The 23,812-nt window shown below is 37.0% G+C and carries 21 protein-coding genes; 14 read left to right on the forward strand and 7 right to left on the reverse strand.

Annotation, left to right across the window (positions count from 1 at the left end; genetic code table 11):
- Positions 1 to 5: 5 nt before the first annotated feature.
- Positions 6 to 3,299, reverse strand: a complete 3,294-nt coding sequence (gene secA, locus LX80_RS06935) for a preprotein translocase subunit SecA (protein WP_317046465.1) — start codon at positions 3,297 to 3,299, stop codon at positions 6 to 8.
- Between the two features lie 226 nt (positions 3,300 to 3,525).
- On the opposite strand from secA, the gene LX80_RS06940 reads away from it, so the two are divergent.
- From LX80_RS06940 to mdh, 8 genes are all read left to right on the forward strand, one after another.
- Positions 3,526 to 4,143 (forward strand): DUF6992 family protein, encoded by a 618-nt coding sequence (locus tag LX80_RS06940; RefSeq protein ID WP_111294587.1) that lies wholly within the window; start codon positions 3,526 to 3,528, stop codon positions 4,141 to 4,143.
- Positions 4,144 to 4,225: 82 nt separating this feature from the next.
- Complete coding sequence (gene atpG / locus LX80_RS06945; RefSeq protein ID WP_111294589.1) at positions 4,226 to 5,104, forward strand: ATP synthase F1 subunit gamma; 879 nt, start codon at positions 4,226 to 4,228, stop codon at positions 5,102 to 5,104.
- A gap of 42 nt (positions 5,105 to 5,146) precedes the next feature.
- Positions 5,147 to 5,884, forward strand: coding sequence for an SMC-Scp complex subunit ScpB (scpB, locus tag LX80_RS06950; protein ID WP_111294591.1), 738 nt, complete (start codon positions 5,147 to 5,149; stop codon positions 5,882 to 5,884).
- A gap of 47 nt (positions 5,885 to 5,931) precedes the next feature.
- A complete protein-coding gene (gene lysA, locus LX80_RS06955; RefSeq protein ID WP_111294593.1) occupies positions 5,932 to 7,143 on the forward strand; it encodes a diaminopimelate decarboxylase in 1,212 nt (403 codons plus the stop codon).
- A gap of 12 nt (positions 7,144 to 7,155) precedes the next feature.
- Positions 7,156 to 7,938 carry an ABC transporter ATP-binding protein gene (locus LX80_RS06960; protein WP_111294595.1) on the forward strand — a complete coding sequence of 261 codons (783 nt, stop codon included), beginning with the start codon at positions 7,156 to 7,158 and terminating at the stop codon, positions 7,936 to 7,938.
- Between the two features lie 161 nt (positions 7,939 to 8,099).
- Positions 8,100 to 8,447, forward strand: coding sequence for a hypothetical protein (locus LX80_RS06965; RefSeq protein WP_111294597.1), 348 nt, complete (start codon positions 8,100 to 8,102; stop codon positions 8,445 to 8,447).
- Between the two features lie 218 nt (positions 8,448 to 8,665).
- Positions 8,666 to 9,172 (forward strand): TlpA family protein disulfide reductase, encoded by a 507-nt coding sequence (locus LX80_RS06970; RefSeq protein WP_146250408.1) that lies wholly within the window; start codon positions 8,666 to 8,668, stop codon positions 9,170 to 9,172.
- 37 nt (positions 9,173 to 9,209) lie between these two features.
- On the forward strand, positions 9,210 to 10,139 hold the full coding sequence (gene mdh / locus LX80_RS06975; RefSeq protein WP_111294601.1) for a malate dehydrogenase: 930 nt from the start codon (positions 9,210 to 9,212) through the stop codon (positions 10,137 to 10,139).
- Between the two features lie 44 nt (positions 10,140 to 10,183).
- Here the strand turns inward: mdh and LX80_RS06980 are convergent, their stop codons facing one another.
- The 4 genes from LX80_RS06980 to LX80_RS06995 all read right to left on the reverse strand — a co-directional run bounded on the left by LX80_RS06980 (position 10,184) and on the right by LX80_RS06995 (position 14,546).
- Entirely contained in the window at positions 10,184 to 11,191 is a 1,008-nt protein-coding gene (locus LX80_RS06980) for a glycosyltransferase family 9 protein (RefSeq protein ID WP_111294603.1), read from the reverse strand.
- 108 nt (positions 11,192 to 11,299) lie between these two features.
- Complete coding sequence (locus tag LX80_RS06985) at positions 11,300 to 12,517, reverse strand: MFS transporter (protein WP_111294605.1); 1,218 nt, start codon at positions 12,515 to 12,517, stop codon at positions 11,300 to 11,302.
- Positions 12,518 to 12,609: 92 nt separating this feature from the next.
- A complete protein-coding gene (locus LX80_RS06990; protein WP_111294607.1) occupies positions 12,610 to 13,287 on the reverse strand; it encodes a DedA family protein in 678 nt (225 codons plus the stop codon).
- A 14-nt stretch (positions 13,288 to 13,301) separates the two neighbouring features.
- Positions 13,302 to 14,546 carry a dicarboxylate/amino acid:cation symporter gene (locus LX80_RS06995; protein WP_111294704.1) on the reverse strand — a complete coding sequence of 415 codons (1,245 nt, stop codon included), beginning with the start codon at positions 14,544 to 14,546 and terminating at the stop codon, positions 13,302 to 13,304.
- 295 nt (positions 14,547 to 14,841) lie between these two features.
- Here LX80_RS06995 and LX80_RS07000 point away from each other — a divergent pair, with 295 nt between their 5' ends.
- The 3 genes from LX80_RS07000 to LX80_RS07010 all read left to right on the forward strand — a co-directional run bounded on the left by LX80_RS07000 (position 14,842) and on the right by LX80_RS07010 (position 17,753).
- Entirely contained in the window at positions 14,842 to 16,335 is a 1,494-nt protein-coding gene (locus tag LX80_RS07000) for an amino acid permease (RefSeq protein ID WP_111294609.1), read from the forward strand.
- A 205-nt stretch (positions 16,336 to 16,540) separates the two neighbouring features.
- A complete protein-coding gene (locus LX80_RS07005; RefSeq protein ID WP_111294611.1) occupies positions 16,541 to 17,263 on the forward strand; it encodes a YebC/PmpR family DNA-binding transcriptional regulator in 723 nt (240 codons plus the stop codon).
- A 61-nt stretch (positions 17,264 to 17,324) separates the two neighbouring features.
- Positions 17,325 to 17,753 (forward strand): thiol-disulfide oxidoreductase DCC family protein, encoded by a 429-nt coding sequence (locus LX80_RS07010; RefSeq protein ID WP_245898010.1) that lies wholly within the window; start codon positions 17,325 to 17,327, stop codon positions 17,751 to 17,753.
- An 8-nt stretch (positions 17,754 to 17,761) separates the two neighbouring features.
- Here the strand turns inward: LX80_RS07010 and LX80_RS07015 are convergent, their stop codons facing one another.
- Positions 17,762 to 20,149: an alpha-ketoacid dehydrogenase subunit alpha/beta gene (locus LX80_RS07015; RefSeq protein WP_111294613.1), complete on the reverse strand. Its 2,388-nt coding sequence runs from the start codon at positions 20,147 to 20,149 to the stop codon at positions 17,762 to 17,764.
- 483 nt (positions 20,150 to 20,632) lie between these two features.
- Between LX80_RS07015 and LX80_RS07020 the strand changes: the two genes are divergently transcribed.
- The 3 genes from LX80_RS07020 to LX80_RS07030 all read left to right on the forward strand — a co-directional run bounded on the left by LX80_RS07020 (position 20,633) and on the right by LX80_RS07030 (position 22,802).
- The gene (locus LX80_RS07020) at positions 20,633 to 21,079 is read left to right on the forward strand and encodes a DUF1573 domain-containing protein (protein WP_170120398.1); all 447 of its coding nucleotides are present in this window, start codon (positions 20,633 to 20,635) and stop codon (positions 21,077 to 21,079) included.
- Between the two features lie 69 nt (positions 21,080 to 21,148).
- Positions 21,149 to 21,523, forward strand: coding sequence for a DUF1573 domain-containing protein (locus LX80_RS07025; RefSeq protein WP_111294617.1), 375 nt, complete (start codon positions 21,149 to 21,151; stop codon positions 21,521 to 21,523).
- An 82-nt stretch (positions 21,524 to 21,605) separates the two neighbouring features.
- Positions 21,606 to 22,802, forward strand: a complete 1,197-nt coding sequence (locus tag LX80_RS07030; RefSeq protein ID WP_111294619.1) for a pyridoxal phosphate-dependent aminotransferase — start codon at positions 21,606 to 21,608, stop codon at positions 22,800 to 22,802.
- A 3-nt stretch (positions 22,803 to 22,805) separates the two neighbouring features.
- Here LX80_RS07030 and LX80_RS07035 read toward each other — a convergent pair whose 3' ends face one another.
- Positions 22,806 to 23,639, reverse strand: coding sequence for a ParA family protein (locus tag LX80_RS07035; protein ID WP_170120399.1), 834 nt, complete (start codon positions 23,637 to 23,639; stop codon positions 22,806 to 22,808).
- Positions 23,640 to 23,812: the final 173 nt, after the last annotated feature.

Consider the following 23,812-nt stretch of genomic DNA (forward strand, 5'->3'; position numbering starts at 1 on the left):
TATGATTATGCTTCTTTACCGTGGCAGTTTTTATATTTTTTTCCGCTACCACAAGGACAAGGATCATTGCGACCTATTTTAGGACCTACTTTTACGGGTTCTTGCTTTACAGGCGTAGGATCGTAATAATCATCTTCAGTAGTTGTACCATCAACAGATTCTTTGCGAGTACGCATATTACTTAAATCTGTTTTTTGCTGACGACCTTCACGAACTGCTTCTCCTTCCTGTGTTGGTATAGTAGCTAAACAAAGAAACTGAACAATATCTTTATTTACCTCACTGTCCATTTGTTTAAACAGGTTAAAAGCTTCAACTTTATAAATTACCAGTGGGTCTTTTTGTTCATATGCTGCTGTTTGTACACTTTGCTTCAGGTCGTCCATGGCTCTTAAATGTTCTTTCCAAGCTTCATCAATAAAGGCTAAAGTTATCCAGCGCTCTAATGCATTCACCAATTCAACACCGTTGGTATCAAGTGTTTTTTGCATGTTTACCAACACTTGTAATTGTTTGCGGCCATCGCTAAAAGGAACAATTACATTTTCAATATGTGCGCCTTGTTGTTGACGAATGTTTTTAAAAACCGGTAAAGTTTCAGCAGCTAATTCGGCTTTTTTGTTTTGATAATTACTAATGGCTTGATTGTAAAGTTTTTCCGTTAACTGTTCGGCCGACATTTTGTTCAGTTCTTCCGGTGTAATATTGGTATCGGTACCAAAATGAACAATACAAGCCAAACGCAAACCTTCAAAATCATCATCAGCTTTAAACCCATTAATAATTTCGCCGGCAACACTGTAAAATGCATTATCTAAATCCAATGCTAAACGTTCACCGAACAAAGCATGGTTACGTTTGGTGTAAATAACCGTGCGTTGCTTGTTCATTACATCATCATACTCCAATAAACGCTTACGAATACCAAAGTTGTTTTCTTCTACTTTTTTCTGTGCACGTTCAATAGATTTGGTAATCATACTGTGCTGAATTACTTCACCTTCTTTATAACCGGCAAATTCCATTACTTTGGCAATACGGTCGCTGCCAAACATGCGCATTAAATCGTCTTCTAAAGAAACAAAGAAAACAGAAGAACCCGGATCACCTTGGCGACCTGCCCGTCCACGCAATTGCAAATCAACCCTACGCGATTCATGACGTTCCGTACCGATAATTGCTAGTCCACCCACTTCTGCAACACCCGGCCCTAATTTAATGTCCGTTCCTCTACCCGCCATATTTGTTGCAATGGTAATGGCACCTGCCATACCGGCTTCAGCAATTACCTGTGCTTCTCTAGCATGTTGTTTAGCGTTCAATACATTATGTGGAATTTGTTTTTGGCGTAACATCCTACTTAACAATTCACTTACTTCAACTGAAGTGGTACCAACTAAAACCGGACGACCCAGTTTGTTCATTTTCACAATTTCATCAATAACAGCTCCAAACTTTTCACGCTTGGTTTTATATACCAAATCATTATTGTCTTTACGAATAAGTGGCTTATTGGTGGGTATAGTTACTACATCCAACTTGTAAATGTCCCATAATTCTGCTGCTTCGGTTTGAGCAGTACCGGTCATACCGGCCAGTTTATGGTACATTCTAAAGTAGTTCTGTAAAGTAACGGTGGCATAGGTTTGTGTAGTAGCTTCAATTTTCACATTTTCCTTGGCTTCAATGGCTTGATGCAATCCATCTGAATAACGCCTTCCATCTAAAATACGACCGGTTTGTTCATCAACAATTTTCACCTGTCCATCCATCACTACATATTCAACATCTTTATCGAATAATGTATAGGCCTTTAACAGTTGGTGTACGGTATGTATGCGGTCGGCTTTTTGTGTATATTCATTAATTAATGCTTCTTTTTTGTGTAATTTCTCTTCAGCAGAAATTTCTTTGTTGTTTTCAATTTCGCCAAGCCCAACGCTTATATCAGGCAACACAAAGAAATGAGGATCTTCGCCCGACCTTGTAATAAGGTTAATGCCTTTGTCGGTTAATTCAACCGAATTATTTTTTTCATCTATATAGAAATATAATTCGGCATCAACAATGTGCATTTCTCTAGACTGATCGGCTAAATAATAATTTTCGGCCTTCTGCAATTTCATTCGAATGCCGGGTTCACTCAGGTATTTAATGAGTGCATTATTTTTGGGAAGACCACGAAAAGCACGATATAATAATAAGCCCCCGTCTTTAGGGTCATCATTGCCTTCGGCAATTTTTTTCTTTGCTTCATTCAAAAATTGATTAACTGCCTTTTTTTGTGCTTCAACCAATTTTTCAATTCTAGGCTTAAGTTCAAAAAATTGTTCTATGTTATCCTGCTTTCCAATTGGACCGGAAATAATTAAAGGTGTACGAGCATCATCAATTAAAACACTATCAACCTCATCTATAATAGCGTAATGGTATTTTCGTTGCACCATTTCATTGGGAGAGTGCACCATGTTATCGCGCAAATAATCGAAACCAAATTCGTTATTGGTACCGAAGGTAATATCGGCCAAATAGGCGTTTCTTCTATTCTCCGAATTGGGGTCGTGTTTATCAATACAATCAACTTTCAATCCTAAAAATTCAAAAATAGGGCCATTCCATTCTGAGTCACGACGTGCCAAATAATCATTTACCGTAACTATATGTACACCTTCACCCGGTAAAGCATTTAAGTAGGCAGGTAAAGAAGAAACCAATGTTTTACCTTCACCGGTTGCCATTTCGGCAATTTTGCCTTGGTGTAAAACAATACCCCCTATTAACTGCACATCATAATGCAACATGCTCCAAACTACTTGTCCGCCTGCGGCAGTCCATGTATTTTTAAATACTACCTGGTTATTCTGTATAGAAATGTAATCTTTTTTTACACTTAACTCGCGGTCTAAATCGGTGGCAGTAGCTACTAAAGTGCTATTATCTTTAAATCGACGAGCTGTTTCCTTAACAACAGCAAAAGCCTCGGGCAATATTTCATTTAAAACAATTTCAATATGTTTATCCCTGTCTTTTTTCAGCTTATCAATTTTATGATATAACTTATCTTTCTCATGTATTTCTTGAGGCGGTAAAGAATCGGCCGTTTGTTGCAGCTCAGCAATTTCGGTGTCAATTTCCGAAAGATGAGCCTTTATTTTTGCTTTAAATTCAACTGTTTTATTCCGCAGTTCATCATTACTAAGGGCATGAAACTGCTCGTAATAATGATTGATTTTGTTTACGATAGGAAGAATTTTCTGAACATCTTTCTCGCTCTTGTTTCCCCCTAAAATTTTCGACATTAATTTCAACATAACTTAAAATAACTGATGATGCATAAAAATTTTATTCAAATTGGATGCTACAAAATGCATTTAGCCAAATTGTCATAAAAATAAGTATCAAAGGTAACTAATTTGCCACTTTGAATACTTTATTAACCGCAATAATACTGCTTTATCAAATACTTAACGAATTGAGTTTTTATTTTGAACTTTTTTAATCTTGGTTTATTAACGGATAAATTATATGAATAGCGCATTGAATTTTTGTTACAAAGTATTATTGGTTGCCATTGTTATTTTTTTCTGCCAAAAAAGTTACGCTCAAATAAACAGCAACACTAATCAGGAATTATCAGATAGTGTTTATAGAAACAGACAGAATATTATTAAAAGAAATATGACCGTGTTAGGGGCATGGGCAGGTGTAAACATTATACAAAGCAGCATTAGCGCAGCCAGTACAACCGGAAGCACACAAGCGTTTTTTAAAATGAATGTTTACTGGAATGTTGCCAATGCCGCCATTGCCGGCATAGGAATTTTAAGTGCAAAAAAGGCCTTAAAACATACTGTATCGGCCCAAAAAAACTGGCAACAACAACAAAATATTGAAAAACTACTATTACTGAATACAGGGTTAGATGCCGCATACATTACTACAGGCTTGTATCTTAAAGAACATGGCTTACGCGTTAATAACCCCCAAACCCAGGGCTATGGCACCAGCATAATGGTTCAGGGTGGATTTTTGCTGATTTTTGACCTAATTCAATACTTTGACCACCACCAAAATGGCAAAAAATTAAACCAACTGAATTTTGAACCTACCAATAGCGGTGTAGGCTTGGTTTGGCACCTGTAATTAAAATTTTAAGTAGTTTTTTAGGGAAGGATGGGAATTTAACTCCAATCTGCTACTTTTGCAGCCAATTTAAAGTTGAACTATGCCCGGTCAGTTAAAAGAAGTACGAAACCGAATTAAAAGTGTACAAAGTACGCAGCAAATTACAAAAGCCATGAAAATGGTGAGTGCTGCTAAATTGCGCAGAGCCCAGGATGCCATTATTCAAATGCGTCCTTACGCCAATAAATTGCAGGAAATGCTCAGCAATATTGTGAGTAATATGGAAGGCGGCACCTCTTTAGCCTTAGCCGAAGAACGCCCTGTTGAAAAAGTATTATTGATAGTAATTACCAGCGACAGAGGTTTATGCGGTGCTTATAATTCAAACGTAGTTAAACTTACCAAGCAAATTATTGCTGATAAATATGCAGCCCAATTCAAAAAAGGAAACGTTAGCATTTGGAATATCGGGAAAAAAGGGTACGAAAGTTTAACTAAACAAGGATACCATACAAATGATACCTATAAAGATATTTTTCTGCACCTTAGTTTTGAACAAGTTCAAGAAGCCGCTCAAGCTGCCATGAAAGCATTTGTAAACAAAACTTTTGATGCAGTTGAAATTGTATACAGCGAATTCAAAAATGCAGCTTCACAGCGTTTTGTTGCTGAACAATTTTTACCCATTCCCAAAATTGAACAATCGGGTAAACAAAAGGCCGACTTTATTTTTGAACCTGAAAAAGAGGTATTATTAACTGAATTAATGCCTAAAATTTTAAATACCCAATTGTATAAAGCTGTTTTAGACGCACATGCAAGTGAACATGGCGCCAGAATGACTGCTATGGACAAGGCCAGTGATAATGCTAACGAACTATTAAAAACATTGCGCATTTCATACAACCGTGCACGTCAGGCAGCCATTACTACCGAATTAACCGAAATTGTAAGTGGTGCAGCTGCGCTGCAGGGTTAAGAAAAAAATGTTATTTTAGCAGCCCTTAACAACTAAGCATTTGTGGAACTAAGTGAAATTATACCCCATTTAGAGGCTTTAATTTTTGCCAGCGAAAAACCCCTGACTGCTGCCGAAATGGTAGAGTTAGTGAACAATGCTTTGGGGTTTATGGAGGAACGCATAATGCCCGATCAGGTAGAACAAGCTTTAGAAGCTATTAAAGAAAAATACCAGTCGGAATTTTATGCTTTTGAGGTTGTTGAAAGCGGCGGTGGATGGCAGTTTTTAACAAAAAAAGCCTATCACAAAACTGTTGTACAATTAAATGGTGATAAGTTTTTAAAACGCTTATCCAATGCAGCCTTAGAAACCTTAGCCATTATTGCATACAAACAACCTATTACTAAAGGTGAAATTGAAACCATACGTGGCGTAAACAGCGATTATAGTGTTCAAAAACTTTTAGAAAAAGAACTTATCCTAATAAGTGGCCGAAATGAAGCGCTTCCGGGCAAGCCGTTACTATATACAACTTCCAAAAATTTCATGGATTATTTTGGGATAAATTCACCCAACGATTTACCCAAAATTAAAGAGGTATTAGCCGATGAAGCCATGAATGCTACCATCATTAAACCTGAAGATTTTGCCAGCAATACCGCTTCGGCAGAAGATAGTGAAAATAGCACCATTGTTGTAAATGAGCAGGGTGAATTGCTGATGAATGATGAAGGCAACAGCAACAATGAAAATTCCGAAAACAACGAAGAAGATTCGGCTAAAAATTCTGAGGAATAAAACAATCCTTACTAATTCTCATTACATTCAAGCTGTATCTTCGCAAAATGCAGCAACTGAATAACCTAACCTTAATATCTATTGCAACGCAATATGGTACACCGGTTTATGTGTATCATGCGGAAAAAATTAAAGCGCAATACCAACAATTAACACAAGCATTTGAAGGCATCAATACCCGTTTCTTTTATGCATGCAAAGCATTAACCAATGTTAACATATTAAAATATATTGGCAGTTTAGGGTGTAATATTGATTGTAGCTCTATTAATGAAGTAAAGCTGGCACTGTATGCCGGAATTCCTGCAGGCAACATTTTATATACTTCAAACGGTATTGCCTTCAGCGAGATTGAAGAAGCCGCAGAAGCGGGTGTACACATTAATATTGATAGCATTGCCAACCTGGAAAAATTTGGGAAGAAGTACGGCAATACCTACCCCGTTGGTATTCGGTTACGACCCAATATTATGGCAGGCGGTAATTTAAAAATTTCAACAGGGCATAATAAAAGCAAATTCGGCATTCCTATTGATCAAATAGATGAAGTTTTAAAAGTAATTAATCAAACTAACCTTATTATCAAAGGGCTGCACATACATACCGGAAGTGAAATAAAGGATGTGGCAGTTTTTGTAGAAGGCATTGAAGTGTTGTTTGATTTAATACCCAAATTTCAACACCTTTCTTACATTGATTTAGGTGGAGGTTTTAAAGTGCCTTATAAAGAACAAGAAGAAGGCACTAATATTCAACTGTTGGCCGAAGAAGTTAAAAAAGCGTTTGCGGTTCACCCTAACCCCAATGGCCAACCTTTAACTGTTTGGTTTGAACCCGGCAAATATTTGGTTAGCGAAGCAGGGTATTTCATTACACAGGTTAATGTAATGAAACCAACATCTGCAACCACTTTTGTTAGTGTAAACAGCGGGTTCAATCATTTAATACGCCCTATGTTTTACGATGCTTATCATCGTATTCAAAACATTAGTAATCCCAATGGACCCATACATCACTATTCTGTTGTAGGCTATATTTGCGAAACTGATACATTTGCATGGAACAGACCCTTAAATGAAGTTAGAGAAAACGATTTATTGGTTTTTTACAATGCCGGGGCTTATGGTTTTGAAATGAGTAGCAACTATAATAGCCGCTTTAAACCTGCAGAAGTATTGGTATTGAACAATGAAGCACATTTAATAAGAAAAAGCGATAGCTTCGAAGATCTGTTGAAAAATCAGTTAATTATTCTATAAGCATTTTGCCTTATGATTGAAATAAGCCACATACGCAAAGCCTTTGGCGATAAAACCATTTTGGAAGACATTAGTGCCCAAATGGAAGCAGGTAAATGCAACCTGATTATTGGAACCAGCGGTAGTGGTAAAACTGTTTTAACAAAATGTATTGTTGGCTTATTTACGCCCGATTCAGGCGATGTTTTATACAGTGGTGAAAGCATGCTCACCATGAATAAACACGAAAAAAAATTATTAAGGCAACAAATAGGAATGCTTTTTCAGGGTTCTGCCCTATTCGATTCTAAAACTGTTGAAGAAAATGTTCGTTTTCCACTTGATATGTTTTCTAAACAAACCATGGGGGAAAAACAAAAAAGAGTGGATGAGGTATTGGCAAGAGTAAACTTATCAGGTTCCAATAAAAAATATCCCGCCGAATTAAGTGGGGGAATGAAAAAGCGTGTGGGTATTGCACGAGCCATTGTACTCAATCCCAAATATTTATTTTGCGATGAACCTAACTCAGGGCTTGACCCGCAAACCTCACTACTCATTGACAAACTAATTAAAGATATTACACATGAATTTAAAACCACAACTATTGTGGTTACACACGATATGAATAGTGTAATGGAAATTGGCGATCATATCATTTATCTGCACAATGGCAGAAAACAATGGGAAGGAAGTAATAAGGATATTATATTTAGTAAAGACACATTATTAAACAACTTTATTTTTGCATCTGAGTTTTTACAAGATGCAAAAGAAATGCGCATGATTGAAGCATCAAAAAACAACCAGCTTTAACTACCCTCTTTTTCGTAAGTAACTTTTTGAAAGTAAATAATCTTTACTCGCGTGCTTGTAACAATTCTTTTTAAAAAAATTATTTGTTACAAAATAAACTTCTGTGTTTGCTGCAAGTCTGTAAATAAAAACACTTTTTAAAAAAACAAAAAATGAAACTCATGAAAAAAACAGTTTTTTTACTCGCTTCCGGCTTATTTTTTACCGTAGCAGCAATGGCACAAACAGGCGCAACCACTAGTACAACAACTACTCAAAACCCTGCTGTAAAATCAGGAATGAAAGATATGCGCCACGATATCAGAGATGAAAGGAAAGACAAAAGAGAACGTGCAAAAGCCATTGAAAATGGCAATACTGCTAAAGCTAAAAAATTAACCAAGGATATACACGCTGATCAAAAAGACATTAATCAAGACAAAAAACAGTTACAAAGCGAGGGAGTTAAGCATCCCATTAAACGTGCCGACCGCCAAATACACAAACAAAATATGGCACATAAGGGATAAATGTTGTTGAGGTATTTAGTTGTTCAAACCTGCGAAAATTCAATAAATGATTTTTGCAGGTTTTTTTATGCCCAAAAACAAAGCTTATTTTAACAATACAGGCAACATTTCTCAATTAATTTTGCCGTGCCCATAAGTGGCAATGCAGCTATTCGTATCTTTACATTTTAATAAACTTGAATAGTGCGTTTATTTAAAACCTCTTAAAAATAGTTTACATGAAGCAGCTTCTCATTGCTTTCACCATGATTTGCCTTTATCCAATTATGGCAAATGCACAGCAAAACAACGACAGTTTACCACCTTACTTAAAAAATCCAACCATTCCTTCTTTTCAAATTTTAACTACTGACAGTACCTGGTTTACTAACCGTTCTATTCCCAAAAATATTCCTGTAGCTATTGTTTATTTTAGCCCGGAATGCGGCCACTGCCAGTACGAAGCCAAAGAGTTGAATAAAAAAATGGATAGTTTATCCAATATATTTTTCGTTTGGGTAAGCTATCACCCTTTTCCGGATATTAAAAAGTTTTATTACGAATATGGATTAAGCAAATACAAGAATATTGTTGCAGGAAGAGATCCACAATATTTTATTCCGGCATTTTATAAAGTAGAGTTTACACCTTATATAGCTTTGTACAATAAGCAAGGCAAGTTTGTAAAAGAATTTAGGCAAGGAGCTTCCCCTCAGGAAATTATGGAAGCTCTGCATTTGAATTAAAAATAAATTTTATTCACTAATTTTTAAATATACATTTATGAAAATTACCGTTGTAGGTGCCGGCGCCGTTGGTGCTACTTGCGCCGATAATATTGCCAGGAAAGAACTTTGCCAGGAATTGGTATTATTAGACATTAAAGAGGGTATTGCAGAAGGAAAAGCACAAGATATGATGCAAACCGCTGCATTATTGGGCTTTGATACCCGTATTACCGGAAGTACAAACGATTATACGAAAACTGCCAACTCAGATGTAGTTGTAATTACTTCAGGTTTACCACGTAAACCCGGAATGACAAGAGAAGAACTGATTGGCGTAAATGCCGGTATTGTAAAAGGTGTAGCTGAAAACATTTTGAAATATTCGCCCAATGCAATTTTCATCATTATATCCAACCCAATGGATACTATGACCTACTTAACGCTACAAGCAACCGGATTACCCAAGCATCGCGTTATTGGTATGGGTGGCGCATTAGACAGTTCACGTTTCCGCTATCAATTAAGTCAACACTTGGGTTGTAGCCCAGCCGATTTAAATGCGGTAGTAGTGGGTGGCCATGGTGATACTACCATGATTCCATTAATTCGCATGGCTACATGGAATAGTGTTCCTGTAACCAAATTTTTATCGGCAGAACAACAACAACAAATTATTAATGATACAATGGTAGGCGGTGCTACTTTAACCAAATTAATTGGCACTTCTGCCTGGTATGCACCCGGTGCTGCCTGTGCTTCAATGGTTGAAAGCATTGTACGTGATGAAAAGAAATTAATAAGCTGTTGCGTTTACTTGGAAGGTGAATATGGCCAAAAAGATATTTGCCTGGGTGTACCTGTTATTATTGGCAAAAATGGCTGGGAAAAAATTATAGATTTCGATTTAAATGAAGAGGAAAAAGCTGCTTTTGCAAAAAGTGCTGCAGCAGTTAGAAGCATGAATGATGTATTAAAAACATTATAATAATTGCCTTATTAAATATTGAGCCTCGTAAACTTTTACGAGGCTTATTTTTTTGTTACCCTTTCTAAAGCATCAGTGGCAATTTTTGTAACATCTTGCCATTCCATACAATGAAAATGTTTTTTTGGACAAGTACGTGTACCAAAATTAGAACAAGGTTGGCACGATAAATTAGGTACTACATAATTATGGGCTAATTTTTCTATCTGCCCATGGTTAGCTGTTCCATAAAAAGGGGCTACATCTAATGCAGGTGAAGTACCTCCCCAAACTGCTAAAACCTTTTTTTGAAAAGCACAGGCAATGTATAACAATCCGGTGTCGTGCGAAATAACGAGATGGGCTTGCCGAACAATATCAGCCGATTCATGAAGAGAAAATTTGCCACAGGCATTATAAATTTTTATTTCGTCAACACCGGCCACTAAAGCCCCAATGGCGGCATCTTCTTTTCCACCCACCAATACTATTGGATAGTTTAGCAATGAACATAACTGTTGCAGCTTTTCAACAGGTAATTTTTTGGTATAGTAAGATGCCCCAATAACAATGGCAATATATCCGGCACTGTGCGAAACCGGTAAATCGCCTGCTTTTAAAACTGCATGTGGCGGAATAAAATAATCCAACCCTTTCCCATCATCATATACACCCAATGGTGCAAGTGCATCCAAACACCGCAAACTAATGTGGCGGCCGGGCATAAAGTTGATGTGAAAACGGGTTAATAACCACTTTTGCCAACTTAACTTTTTAAACGATAAAACTTTTGTACGTAATGCCTGACGTATTTTGTATGAACGAAAGTTTTTATGCAAATCAATGATGTAATCAAAGCTCTCAGCTTTTAGCCGCTTGATTAATAGCGACAAATTACCCTCATAGTAATGAAAATAATCAATATATGGATTGGCCTCAGTAACAGCTTTAAATTGAATTTTACTCACAAAATGAATTTCAGCATCGGGCAATTGTTGTTTCAAACACCTAAACACAGGTGTAGTTAAAACAATGTCGCCGATTGATGAAAAACGAATGACCAATATTTTCATAGCATAAATTTATCCAACAACACATTCATTTCATACACATTGGTATAAGTTCTAAATAACAAATGTGTTGCTATTAATGAATTAAATTGATAATGAAGACATTACTGCCTATTCAACATAATTCAAATCTTTATGAAAGGTTTCTTCTGTAAATAATAATGCAAGCAGGGCAATTATCATTACTACAATTCCGGTTATCCATGCACTGGTTACATAACCGGCATATGTTTGCAATGCAGTAAACAATAAGGAAACCAATACTAATGAACCACGTACCATATTGGGTACCGTTGTGGCCACCGTTGCTCGAATATTGGTGCCAAATTGCTCTGCTGCCATTGTTACAAAAATGGCCCAAAATCCGGTACCAAAGCCAAGAATTGCAGAAACTAAATAAAGCATATTTACATTGCTATCATACAAGTTAAAATACCATATCATGGAAAGTGCGGTAATTCCGTAAAATATTAAAACAGCTTGCTTTCTGCTTTTCAACAACTGACTTAAAAAGCCAACCAATATATCACCAATAGAAATAGCTACATAAGCATACATCACTGCCTTTCCTGGATCAATATTTCCCTGAATGCGCATGTGTGCTCCAAACTCTTTTGAAAAACTAATTAAAATACCAATCACATACCAGGTTGGTAAACCAATTAAAATAGCTTTGATGTACTTGAAAAAATATTTTCGACTAGAGAACAACATAAAAAAATCGCCCTTACGTACATTTTTATTTTGTAAGGATTGAAACATACCCGATTCTAATACACCAACGCGTAATAATAATAATAACAAACCCAATCCGCCTCCAATAAAATAACAAGTTCGCCATTCAAATTCTTCTTTAATAAAAAATGCGAAAACAGCCCCGGTAAGGCCAATACCTGCCACTAACGAGGTTCCAATTCCTCTTTTTTCTTTTGGTAACAATTCACTTACCAAAGTAATACCGGCACCCAATTCGCCTGCAAGGCCAATACCGGAAATAAAACGCACCAATGCATATTGATTAACGGTTTGTACAAAGCCATTGGCAATATTGCCCAGTGAGTATAAAATAATTGATGCAAACAATACTTTCAATCTACCTTTTTTATCGCCCAATACACCCCATAATATGCCACCCAATAAAAGCCCAATCATTTGTATATTCAAAATAAATAATCCATCTTCGGCAATGGCAGCATCGGTTAAACCAAACGATTTTAAAGAGGGAACGCGGATAATACTGAACAATAATAAATCATATATATCTACAAAATAGCCTAATGCACCAACAATTACAGGCAACGATAAAATACCATATTGCTTTTGATTCATAGATATGCTTCTCGTTTTAAAAGCATGAATATAAATAAAATGCAGGTAGCAATAAAATTGATGTTGGAATTTACTTTATGTAAACAACACATTTATTGTTGCTTATTCTTTTTGCCAAAGAACAACTTTATTAACACAGGAGCAGTGGTTACCAAAACAATTACTAACACAATAATTTCCAAGTGCTTCTTAATATCGAACTGATAGGTTTCAATAAAAAATTTATCTAAGTAATGCCCACCGGCAACCATGGTAATTACCCAGGCCACACAACCTATTATATTAAAGAAAGTGAATTTTTTTTGATGCATATTCACAATGCCCGCAACAATGGGGGCAAAGGTGCGAACAATGGGTACAAAACGAGCAAAAATAATGGCGCCGCCTCCATGCTTTTCATAAAAATCGTGCGCCTGTTGCAAATAATGTTGTTTAAATATAAAGTTATCTTTCCAATTATACATTGCAGGCCCCACCTTTCGGCCAAACCAGTACCCAGTAGCATTCCCTAATATTCCCGCTAAGGATATAAGTATAATCAATAATACCAAATTAATAAAGCTATTTTGCGTATCAATGAATGAATGCATTAACATATTACTATATATACCGGCAACAAATAATAAGCTATCGCCCGGTAAAAAAAATCCTACGAACAAACCTGTTTCTGCAAACACAATAAATAGTAATACCCAAAGCCCGCCATGTTCAATATAAAATTGGGGTTGTAATAACTGGTGCCACTCAAATGAGGATAATAATATATTCATAATAAAAAAAAGTTTTAAGCCGCTTGTTCATATTCCAATGCTCCTTCCCACTTACTAACTACCGAAGTAGCCAATGCATTACCCAACACATTGGTTGCCGTTCTAAACATATCGCAAAAATGGTCAATTGGTAATATGAGTGCAATGCCTTCGGGTGGAATATTAAACATGGCACAAGTGGCCGTTACCACTACTAACGATGCACGTGGCACACCTGCAATACCTTTGCTGGTTAGCATTAATACAATTAACATGGTTAGCTGTGTGCCTAAGTCTAAGTGTATTCCATAAGCCTGAGCAATAGCTAAACTGGCAAAAGTCATATACATCATACTTCCATCCAGGTTAAACGAATAACCCAATGGCAAAATAAAGGCTACAATTTTATTGTTACAGCCATATTTTTCCAACTCTTCCGTTAATTTTGGAAATACGGCTTCACTGCTGGTGGTGCTAAATGCAATAATTAAAGGCTGTATAATTCTTTTTAACAGAGCCGGTAATTTGTTTTTCAAAATTAAAAGCCCAACCAACAATAATAAGGCCCACAATAAAAAAATACCTAAAATAAAGTACAGTAAATAAAAACTGTAAAACTTAAAAACTTCTAAACCGTTACTGGCAATTACCGCCGCAATGGCACCAAAAACGCCTAATGGCGCAAAGGCCATAACGTAAGCCACCATTTTTAAAATAACATGAGCCACTGCATCTAACCCTTTTATCACTACTTTTCCTGCATCACCCAGGGCGGCTGTAGCAATACCAAAGAACACTGAGAAGATAACAATTTGCAAAATTTCATTCGAAGCCATTGCTTCAAAAATACTTTTAGGAAATACATGCGTTACAAAAGTTTCTAAAGAAAAACTTTGTGTTTTACCAATTACATCTTTGGCATTGCCGGCATCATGTACCGTTAAATGTATGCCATGGCCGGGTTTAAAAATATTTACCAATAATAAGCCCAGTAATAAGCTGGCAAACGATGCACTGATAAACCACAACAATGCTTTACCTCCCACACGTCCTACGGTTTTTAAATCGCCTAATTTAGCAATACCCACTACGAGTGTACTAAATACTAATGGGGCTATAATCATTTGCACTAACCTTAAAAATATGGTAGTTAATAAATTTACTTTAGGTGCAAATGCAGCAATGAAACTTGGTGTAGCTGTTTTATTAACCATGTAGCCTACGCCAATGCCCAAAAACATGGCAATTAAAATGTAAAGTGTTAATCTGTTTTTTTTCATACGGTTTTTATCATTCAAGCAAAGTATGCAGGCTACTGAACCATTCATTCATAGTTTATTCAGCCCTTTTCAAGGTGGCAATATAGGTATAAACTACTTATAATTGTGTTTACCGAAACCTGAATATCACAAATAAAACCAAAATTGATATACCCCAACACATTCTTCTTCTTTGCAATAAAAATGTTGTACAAAAATGTAATACTTCTCTGTAATTCATAAAGTTTTACTGCATCCAATCAATTAAATGCCTATTTTGCCAATCCGAAAATTGTAAAACCTAATCAACTGTACCATGAGTTTATTTAGAAAAAAATCGATTGAAGGTTTACTTGCACAAACTTCCGATAGTGAATCAGGCTTAAAACGGACACTGGGAGCAAGTAACCTAATTGCCTTAGGTATTGGTGCCATTATTGGCGCAGGATTATTTGTTAGAACTGCTGCCGCTGCCGCCGAAGCTGCAGGACCGGCCGTTACTATATCATTCATTATTGCAGCCGTAGGTTGCGCCTTCGCAGGGTTATGCTATGCCGAATTTGCCTCAATGATTCCCATTGCCGGCAGTGCTTACGCTTACTCGTATTTAACCATGGGTGAATTAATTGCCTGGATTATTGGCTGGGCTCTTATTATGGAATATGCATTAGGTGCCGCTACCGTATCTATTGCATGGAGTGAATACCTTAATAATTTGCTGGGAGGACGAATTCCCTACGAATGGTGCCATTCACCATTTGAAAGCACAAAAACTGGCGAACATGGCATTATTAATTTACCGGCATTATTTATTTTATTGGTATTAACATTATTATTAATTCGTGGTATGCAAGAGTCTGCCACTGTTAATATGATTATTGTGTTCATTAAAGTAGCCATTGTTTTAGCATTTATTGCCATTGGTTGGCAATTTATTAACCCTGCCAATCATACGCCTTATTTAATACCTGCCGATACCCCGGGACATGAAGGATACTTTAAACATGGTTGGGGGGGAGTTTTAGGCGGTGCTGCAATTGTATTTTTTGCCTTTATTGGTTTTGATGCCGTTAGTACCGCTGCTCAAGAGGCCAAAAACCCCAAACGCGATATGCCCATTGGTATTTTAGGCTCATTAGTAATATGTACCATTTTATACATTTTATTTGGCCATGTTTTAACCGGCGTTGCCAACTGGAAAGAATTTAAAGATGCAGGTAAAGAAGCCTCTGTTGCTTTTGCCATTGAACATTACATGAAAGGCTATAGCTGGTTAGCTACCGCTGTAACAATAGCCATTTTAGCAGGTTTTTCCTCTGTTATATTAGTAATGTTAATGGGCCAAAGCCGTATTTTTTATACCATGAGTAATGATGGCTTAATTCCCAAAGCTTTTGGCGACTTACATCCCAAATTCAAAACACCATACAAAGCCAACTTAATTTTATTTGTATTTGTAGGCATTTTTGCAGCCTTTGTTCCTGGAAACGTAGCCGGCGACTTAACCTCATTTGGTACTTTGTTTGCCTTTTTATTAGTTAGTTTGGGTGTATGGATTTTACGCGTTAAATCGCCACAAATACACAGACCTTTTAAAACACCATTAGTACCCTTAGTGCCAATTTTAGGCTTTGTAGTTTGTTTAGGTATGATCATTGCTCTTGACCCCGAAACGCTCAAAGCTGCATTTACCTGGATGATTTTGGGTATTATTGTTTACTTTAGTTACAGTCGTAAACACAGTAAATTAAATGTTCCCGCCGATACCTTACCAACGGCCGACGATTTTAATAAACAAAACCCGGCATAACATTCCAAAAAGCCCCAAGTTATTGGGGTTTTTTGTTGTACCATCCTTAACCGCTAAATTTGCCAACAATTTTTTTGTTACCGGCTGTCGGTACTTTGGGCATCGCCTGTTGTGTCACTCACTTCAACGTTCCTGCAAAAAGGAGCCGGCTTTGCATCTGTTACCAACAGCTTAATTAATTTAATAAACGCTTATTGATTTTATTATGGGAAGGATTTTTGAAGTAAGAAAAGCCACCATGTTTGCCCGCTGGGACCGTATGGCCAAACAATTTACCCGTATAGGTAAAGAAATAGTAATTGCCGTAAAAGCCGGTGGCCCCGACCCCGCTACCAACCCCGCCCTTCGTCGCTGCATTCAAAACGCTAAAAGCGTTAATATGCCCAAAGACCGTGTAGAAGCAGCCATTAAACGTGCCATGGGTAAAGAAGCCTCTAACTACGATGAAATATTATATGAAGGTTACGGACCACACGGAGTTGCCATTTTAGTAGAAACTGCTACCGATAACCATGTGCGTACCGTGGCCAACGTAAAAAGCCATTTTAATAAAGGAGGCGGCACCATGGGTACCAGTGGCAGCGTAAGTTTTCAATTCAAAAAAATGGGGGTATTCAAATTAAAGCCCGATAATTTAGACATTGAATCGCTTGAACTGGAATTAATTGATTACGGTTTAGAAGAAATGGGTGAAAGCACCGATGATGAAGGCAACAATATTGTAGTATTGCGTTGCGCCTTCGTTGATTTTGGTAAACTGCAAAAAGCCTTAGAAGATAAAGGCATTACACCCATAAGCGCAGAACTGGAATGGATACCCACCACCACTGTTCCCGTTACCGATGCGCAAGCTGAAGAAGTAAGTAAGCTAATTGAACGATTGGAACAAGACGAAGATGTTACCAAAGTATTCCACAACATGGGGTAATAACCCTCTTTAAAAACAGAGATAGCTAAACCCTATCTCTGTTTTTTTGTTCACTAATATTATGATGGCAACCACCAATAATACACCTTCATCCTACAATTCAATTATTTTATTTGATGGTGTTTGCAATTTCTGCAGTGCAGTTGTACAGTTTGTGTTAAAACACGACAAACATCAACGCTTTCTTTTCTCACCTTTGCAAAGCCAATATGCACAAAAAATATTGGCAAAATACCAACTCAGCAATAAAGATTTGAATAGTTTTATTCTCATTCAAAACAATCAAATCTATACACAATCAACGGCAGCCATTAAAGTTGTAAGAGCTTTAGCCTTTCCAACCAATTTATTGGCCATAGCCATTATTATACCACCGTTTATTCGCAATTATATTTACCATATCATTGCAACAAACCGATACCGTTGGTTTGGTAAAAAAAATAGTTGCTATATCCCTGCCTCCAATTGGGAAAACCGTTTTATTGAATAATCTGCCCTTTATTCCTGCATCATAGTTAAAACCATTCGCACCACATCTTCAGCATTGGGCTTACTGAAATAATCACCATCACTGCCATATGCCGGGCGATGAGCCTGAGCCGTTAAAGTACGTGGTGCAACATCTACCCAACGGTAACCACCTTGCTCTTCCATTACTTTATTAAACATATATGCAGCGGCACCACCGGGTACATCTTCATCAATAAATAAAATACGATTGGTTTTTTTAAGCGATTTTAAAATATCATGGTTTATGTCAAAGGGCAATAAAGTTTGCACATCCAACACTTCGCAACTTACATTCAATTTAGCCAAACGCTCTGCAGCTTCTTCTACAATTCGTAATGTTGAACCATATGAAACAAGGGTAATATCATCACCCGGTCTAATAATTTCAGGCACGCCTAATGGAACCGTAAACTCCAACAAATTAGCCGGTAATTTTTCTTTTAACCTATATCCATTCAAACACTCAATAACAATACCGGGATCGTTACCTTTCAACAAAGTGTTATACATACCTACCGCTTGCACCATGTTGCGGGGTACACATACATGAAAGCCTCTTAAGGCATGTATTACCAAACCCATTGGGCTTCCGCTATGCCAAATACCTTCTAAACGATGACCCCGGGTGCGTACAATAACGGGACAGCTTTGACGGCCGAATGTACGATAATGTGTTGTAGCGGCATCATCACTTAAGGTTTGTAAACCATACAATAAGTAATCAATATATTGTATTTCCGCAATGGGGCGTAATCCACGCAATGCCAAGCCAATGGCCTGTCCCATAATGGTTAATTCACGAATTCCGGTATCGAAAATACGTGTGTTGCCATGTTTGGCTTGCAAACCGGCAAAACCTTGGTTTACATCACCAATATTCCCAACATCTTCACCAAATGCCAGTACTTTCGGATTATTGGCAAATAATATATCGAAATACCTGTTTAATATTTCATAACCGTTTAATACCGGCGCATCAAAAGGTATTAATGGTTTTACTGTTTCAACTTTTAAAGCGCTGGCAGTGCCCTCATTGTACAAATGCGAATTATACAACTGATTATTTTCATGCAACAATGAATTATAATATTGTTGAATGTCATTGTACGATGGTGAATGGGGTGCCATTTCCATTGCCACATGTAAAGTATGCAATACATCGCGCCGCAAGGGTTCAATATTTTTTTGCAGTTCACTTACTTTTTGTTGAATGGTGCGATACACATCCATGTCATTCACCACCATTTCATTCAACAATTCAGCGGTTTTTTGTACCTGAACTTTTATGGGTTGAATAAATTTTTCCCATGCATTATTGCGGGCTTCTTTTACTAATATTTTGGCTTCTTGTGCAATGGCATTCAATTCATCATCGGTAGCCAACCCACTCAATACAATCCATTCTCTGAATTTTTTAATGCAATCCCATTCCCTTTCCCAAGCTAAGCGTTCAGCACTTTTATAGCGCTCATGGCTGCCGCTGGTAGAATGTCCTTGTGGTTGAGTTACTTCTTCCACATGAAATAATGCGGGTGTATGTGTTTCGCGAACTTTTTGCAATGCTGCTTCAAACACTTCACACATGCCTGCATAGTCCCAGGCCTTCACTTTATAAATGTTGATGCCATTGGTATGTTCATCTTTTTGCATACCCTGCAAAGCCTCTGAAATAGAGCCTTTGGTGGTTTGGTATTCGCGGGGTACGGAAATACCGTAGCCATCATCCCAAACAAATACCGCTAAAGGCACTTGCAATACACCGGCGGCATTAATGGTTTCCCAAAATGGGCCTTCAGAGGTTGAAGCATCGCCTATTGTGCAAAAGCATATTTCATTTCCGTTATTACTTAAGTGTTTAAACTGTTGCAATACCGGTGTATTCCTAAAACATTTAGAGGCAAAAGCCAAACCCAATGAGCGAGGCATTTGTCCGGCCGTAGGTGCAATATCAGATGAAATATTTTTTCGGTTGGCCAAATCAAGCCAATTTCCATTTTCATCAACATTGGGTGTGGCAAAATGCGAAACCATTTGCCTTCCGGCACTAAATGGATCGTTTTCTATATTAGGATCGGCATATAGTTGCGAGAAAAACTGGTCAACAGTAGCCAACCCTGTTGCAAACATAAAAGTTTGGTCGCGGTAGTAGCCACTTCTAAAATCACCCGGCTGAAAATATCGGGCCATAGCTACCTGCGCCAATTCTTTACCATCACCAAAAATGCCGAACTTAGCTTTCCCGGTTAAAACCTCTTTTCTTCCCAATAAACTGGCTTCTCTGCTAATTACAGTAATTTTAAAATCATTCAGCACTTGTTGCCTAAAGCCTTCATATGATAACACGTTGGTATCAATAGCAGTATTTGTTTGTTCCATAACACAAAAATAATTTTAAAAAACTATCAACTGTAAGTTTTTTGTTCTTTGGTAAACTGTCAATTATGCAGCATTGCACCACAACACTATATGGCTAAGTAAATTTCATTTGGCTAATAGGGCTGTGCATTTTTCATTGGATTACGCAACTTCATGTTAAGGTAAATAAAATTATGCACTACAGGGACAATTGTGCCAAATTGTCAAAAAATAGTGAATAAGTAGAACAACATTTGTCCATAACACAACCATAATTTTTGTTGCCTTCCTAACTTTTAGCATTTCTTAATTTTTTTTGACTTAGCATTACTTAATTTTATTTTAAGAAGTCGTTGAAATTGTAACTATTCAATACAAAAAAATGAACCTATGCAAAACCGCATCAATGTGTTAATATTATTAAATCAGGCACCCTTTTTTACAGCTTAGCATTGTATTTGTAAAATGATAAATTACGCATTACTTCACTCTAAAACAGGACAAATGAAAAAACTTTATGCATGTTTAATTATTTTATTGGGTTTATCCGGTACATTGAAAGCGCAGATTACTAATGCCGATATTACGCATCAGTTTAATTTCACCAACGATAATTTTGATTTTGGAAAAATACCCTATGGTAAGCCCGCACAATACACCCTTACTATTACCAATATTGGAAAAGATACTGCTACATTAGATGATGTACGCCCCAGTTGCGGTTGTACGACTCCTCAATTTGAGCGTGGTAAAAAATTTGCACCCGGCGAATCGGTAAAGGTAGTTTTAGGTTTCAATGGCAACACATTAGGCCCCTTTTATAAAACAGCGGGAATATTTTTAAACAATTACAAATTGAGCAAACAAGTAAGTTTTAAGGGCGAAACCTTTCAACAACCTGCATCCGACTCAGGAAAAATGAAACAAACCGGCACTGTAATTCATCAATAAATTACATCTTTATTTATTACAATTTTTGCTTTACCAAAACCATTATTTTTACAACAAAATTTCTATACTATGAAACAATTGCTTTTAGCTGTTTTTTTATTGGCAGGTACTGTTTGCTTTGCACAAAGCCCTGTTGAATTTACAACCGTAAAACACGACTTTGGCAAAATAAAAAAAGGCGTTCCGGCCACTTATGTTTTTCATTTTAAAAATATTGGCACCAAGCCGGTAGTAATAGAAGTTGCTACTGCCGAATGCGGCTGCACTACCCCCGAGTACCCTAAATCACCAATTGCCAAAGGCAAAACAGGAGAAATTAAAGTAACCTATAATGCGGCCATGTCCGGCGCTTTTACTAAAAGAGTAAATGTTAAGTTAGCCGGCGTAAATGAACCCATTGTATTAACGATTGAAGGGGTAGTTGAAGACAGCAGTCACAAATAACTACTTTCAAAACATTTAATAAATAAGCCACTTTTAAAATAAAGGTGGCTTTTTTTTACCTAACGCTTGTTATCTTTGCGCCATGTTAAGTATTAGTAAGCGTGGCATAGCAATGCCCCCAAGCCCCATAAGGAAATTAGTTCCTTATGCCGAAGCAGCGAAAAAAAAAGGCATTCAGGTTTATCATTTAAATATTGGCCAACCCGATATTGAAACACCTCAACCGGTTTTAGATGCAGTTAGGCACAGTAATTTTAAAGTATTGGCTTACAGCCATAGTGCCGGTAATGAAAGTTACAGAAAAAAACTAACGGAATATTATCAACGCAAAGGTATTACCGTTACTAAAGATGAAATTATTGTTACAACCGGAGGCAGTGAAGCTATTTTATTTGCTTTTATGGCCTGTTTAGATGCAGGTGATGAAGTAATTATACCTGAACCATTTTACGCTAACTACAATGGTTTTGCAGTAGAAGCCGGTGTTACAGTTGTACCCGTTACCGCTTCCATTGAAAATGGCTTTGCCCTTCCTTCAATTGCTGCTTTTGAAGCAAAAATTACTCCTAAAACAAAAGCCATTTTAATTTGTAATCCCAATAATCCTACCGGCTATTTATATACTGCAGCGGAAATGGAGGCCTTAAAAAATTTAGTATTAAAATATCAATTGTATTTATTTTCCGATGAGGCCTATCGCGAATTTTGTTATGAAGGCACCCATATTAGAGCCATGCACTTAAAAGGAATTGATGAGCATGTTGTTTTAATGGATACCATTAGTAAACGTTACAGTGCTTGTGGTGGAAGAATTGGCGCATTAGTAACCAAAAACAAAACTGTTTTAGATGCCGTAATGAAATTTGCGCAGGCAAGGCTTAGTCCTCCTTCATTTGCACAAATAGCCGGCGAAGCTGCAGTTGATTTGCCCGATAATTATTTTGATGCCATAAAAGAAGAATACCAACGGCGCAGAGATATCATAGTGCAACGATTAAACGCCATGCCCGGAGTACATTGTCCTAACCCAGGTGGTGCATTTTATGCCATGGCTGCTTTGCCGGTAAAAGATGCAGAAAACTTTTGCCAGTGGTTGTTAGAATCATTTGAATACAAGGGGCATACCGTTATGTTGGCACCTGCCGGCGGGTTTTATCAAACACCCGGTTTAGGAAAAAATGAAGTAAGATTAGCCTATGTATTAAATCAAAACGATTTACATGCTGCCATGGATTGCCTGGAAGCAGCTTTAAAACAATACCCCGATAAAACCATATAAAGGCTATTCCGCTGAAGCAGCTAAACTATTAGTAAAGGCAGGAAAACCAACAACCCTGCCTTTATTCGTTTTAAACATGGGCCAATTGCATTTATCACAAACCTCATCCCACAAATCTTCATAAAACTGTATTGACTTGGCTTCTTTCAGTTGGTGAAAAATAGATTGCTTACTAAAGCTGATGTTTTCAATGTCTGAGTAAAAGGGAATATAGTTGTTTAATTTTGTAATACTATCGGCTTGTGCCTCCAAATATCGGCGATGCAAATTTTTCCTAATCTGCACCATATTATAAAATGACAGTATATTCTTACCCTGTTGTTGAAACAATTTTAAGTCAGCCTGCAAAACTTTAAAACAATATAAAGATAATGGAGCCGGTATATTGGGTATCAGTAATAAATGTGCAGCAGTAAAAACATTATTATGCAGTGAAAATTTGCCCGGCGGGCAATCAATAATGCATACATCATAATCATCCTCTACTTTTTCTAATGCAGCCTGTATGGTAGCATTATTGGCAAAATTTAATCGAGACAACAATGAACCTTTGCTTAATACATCATCACCAAAAAATGCGTCATTGCTTATAATGTCAATATGATGCGTATCGCAGGTTTGTATTACTTCGTAGATGGAAATATCATTTTCAAACAACCGCTTATACCGCTGATTATTGGCACCTTCGCAATTAAAAAAATAGCTGGTACCACCTTGGGGATCTAAATCCCATATTAGTACGCTAAAGCCCATTTTAGCCATTAAACAGGCAATGTTTATTGAGGTGGTGGTTTTACCAACCCCACCTTTAATGTTGTAAACAGCAATCGTTTTCACTTTGCGTTTTTTAAAAGGGTGAATAGGGAATACAATTTAAACAAAGTTTTCCACATATATGTGGATAAATTCATTTTTCTTTTAAAAAAACATTACAAACTATTTGGAATATGCACACTGTTCAGTTTAAAGATTATAAAGCGAACATAACATTCAACAATTCATAACCAAAT

The organism is Hydrotalea sandarakina (assembly GCF_003254115.1).
GTDB lineage: Bacteria > Bacteroidota > Bacteroidia > Chitinophagales > Chitinophagaceae > Hydrotalea > Hydrotalea sandarakina.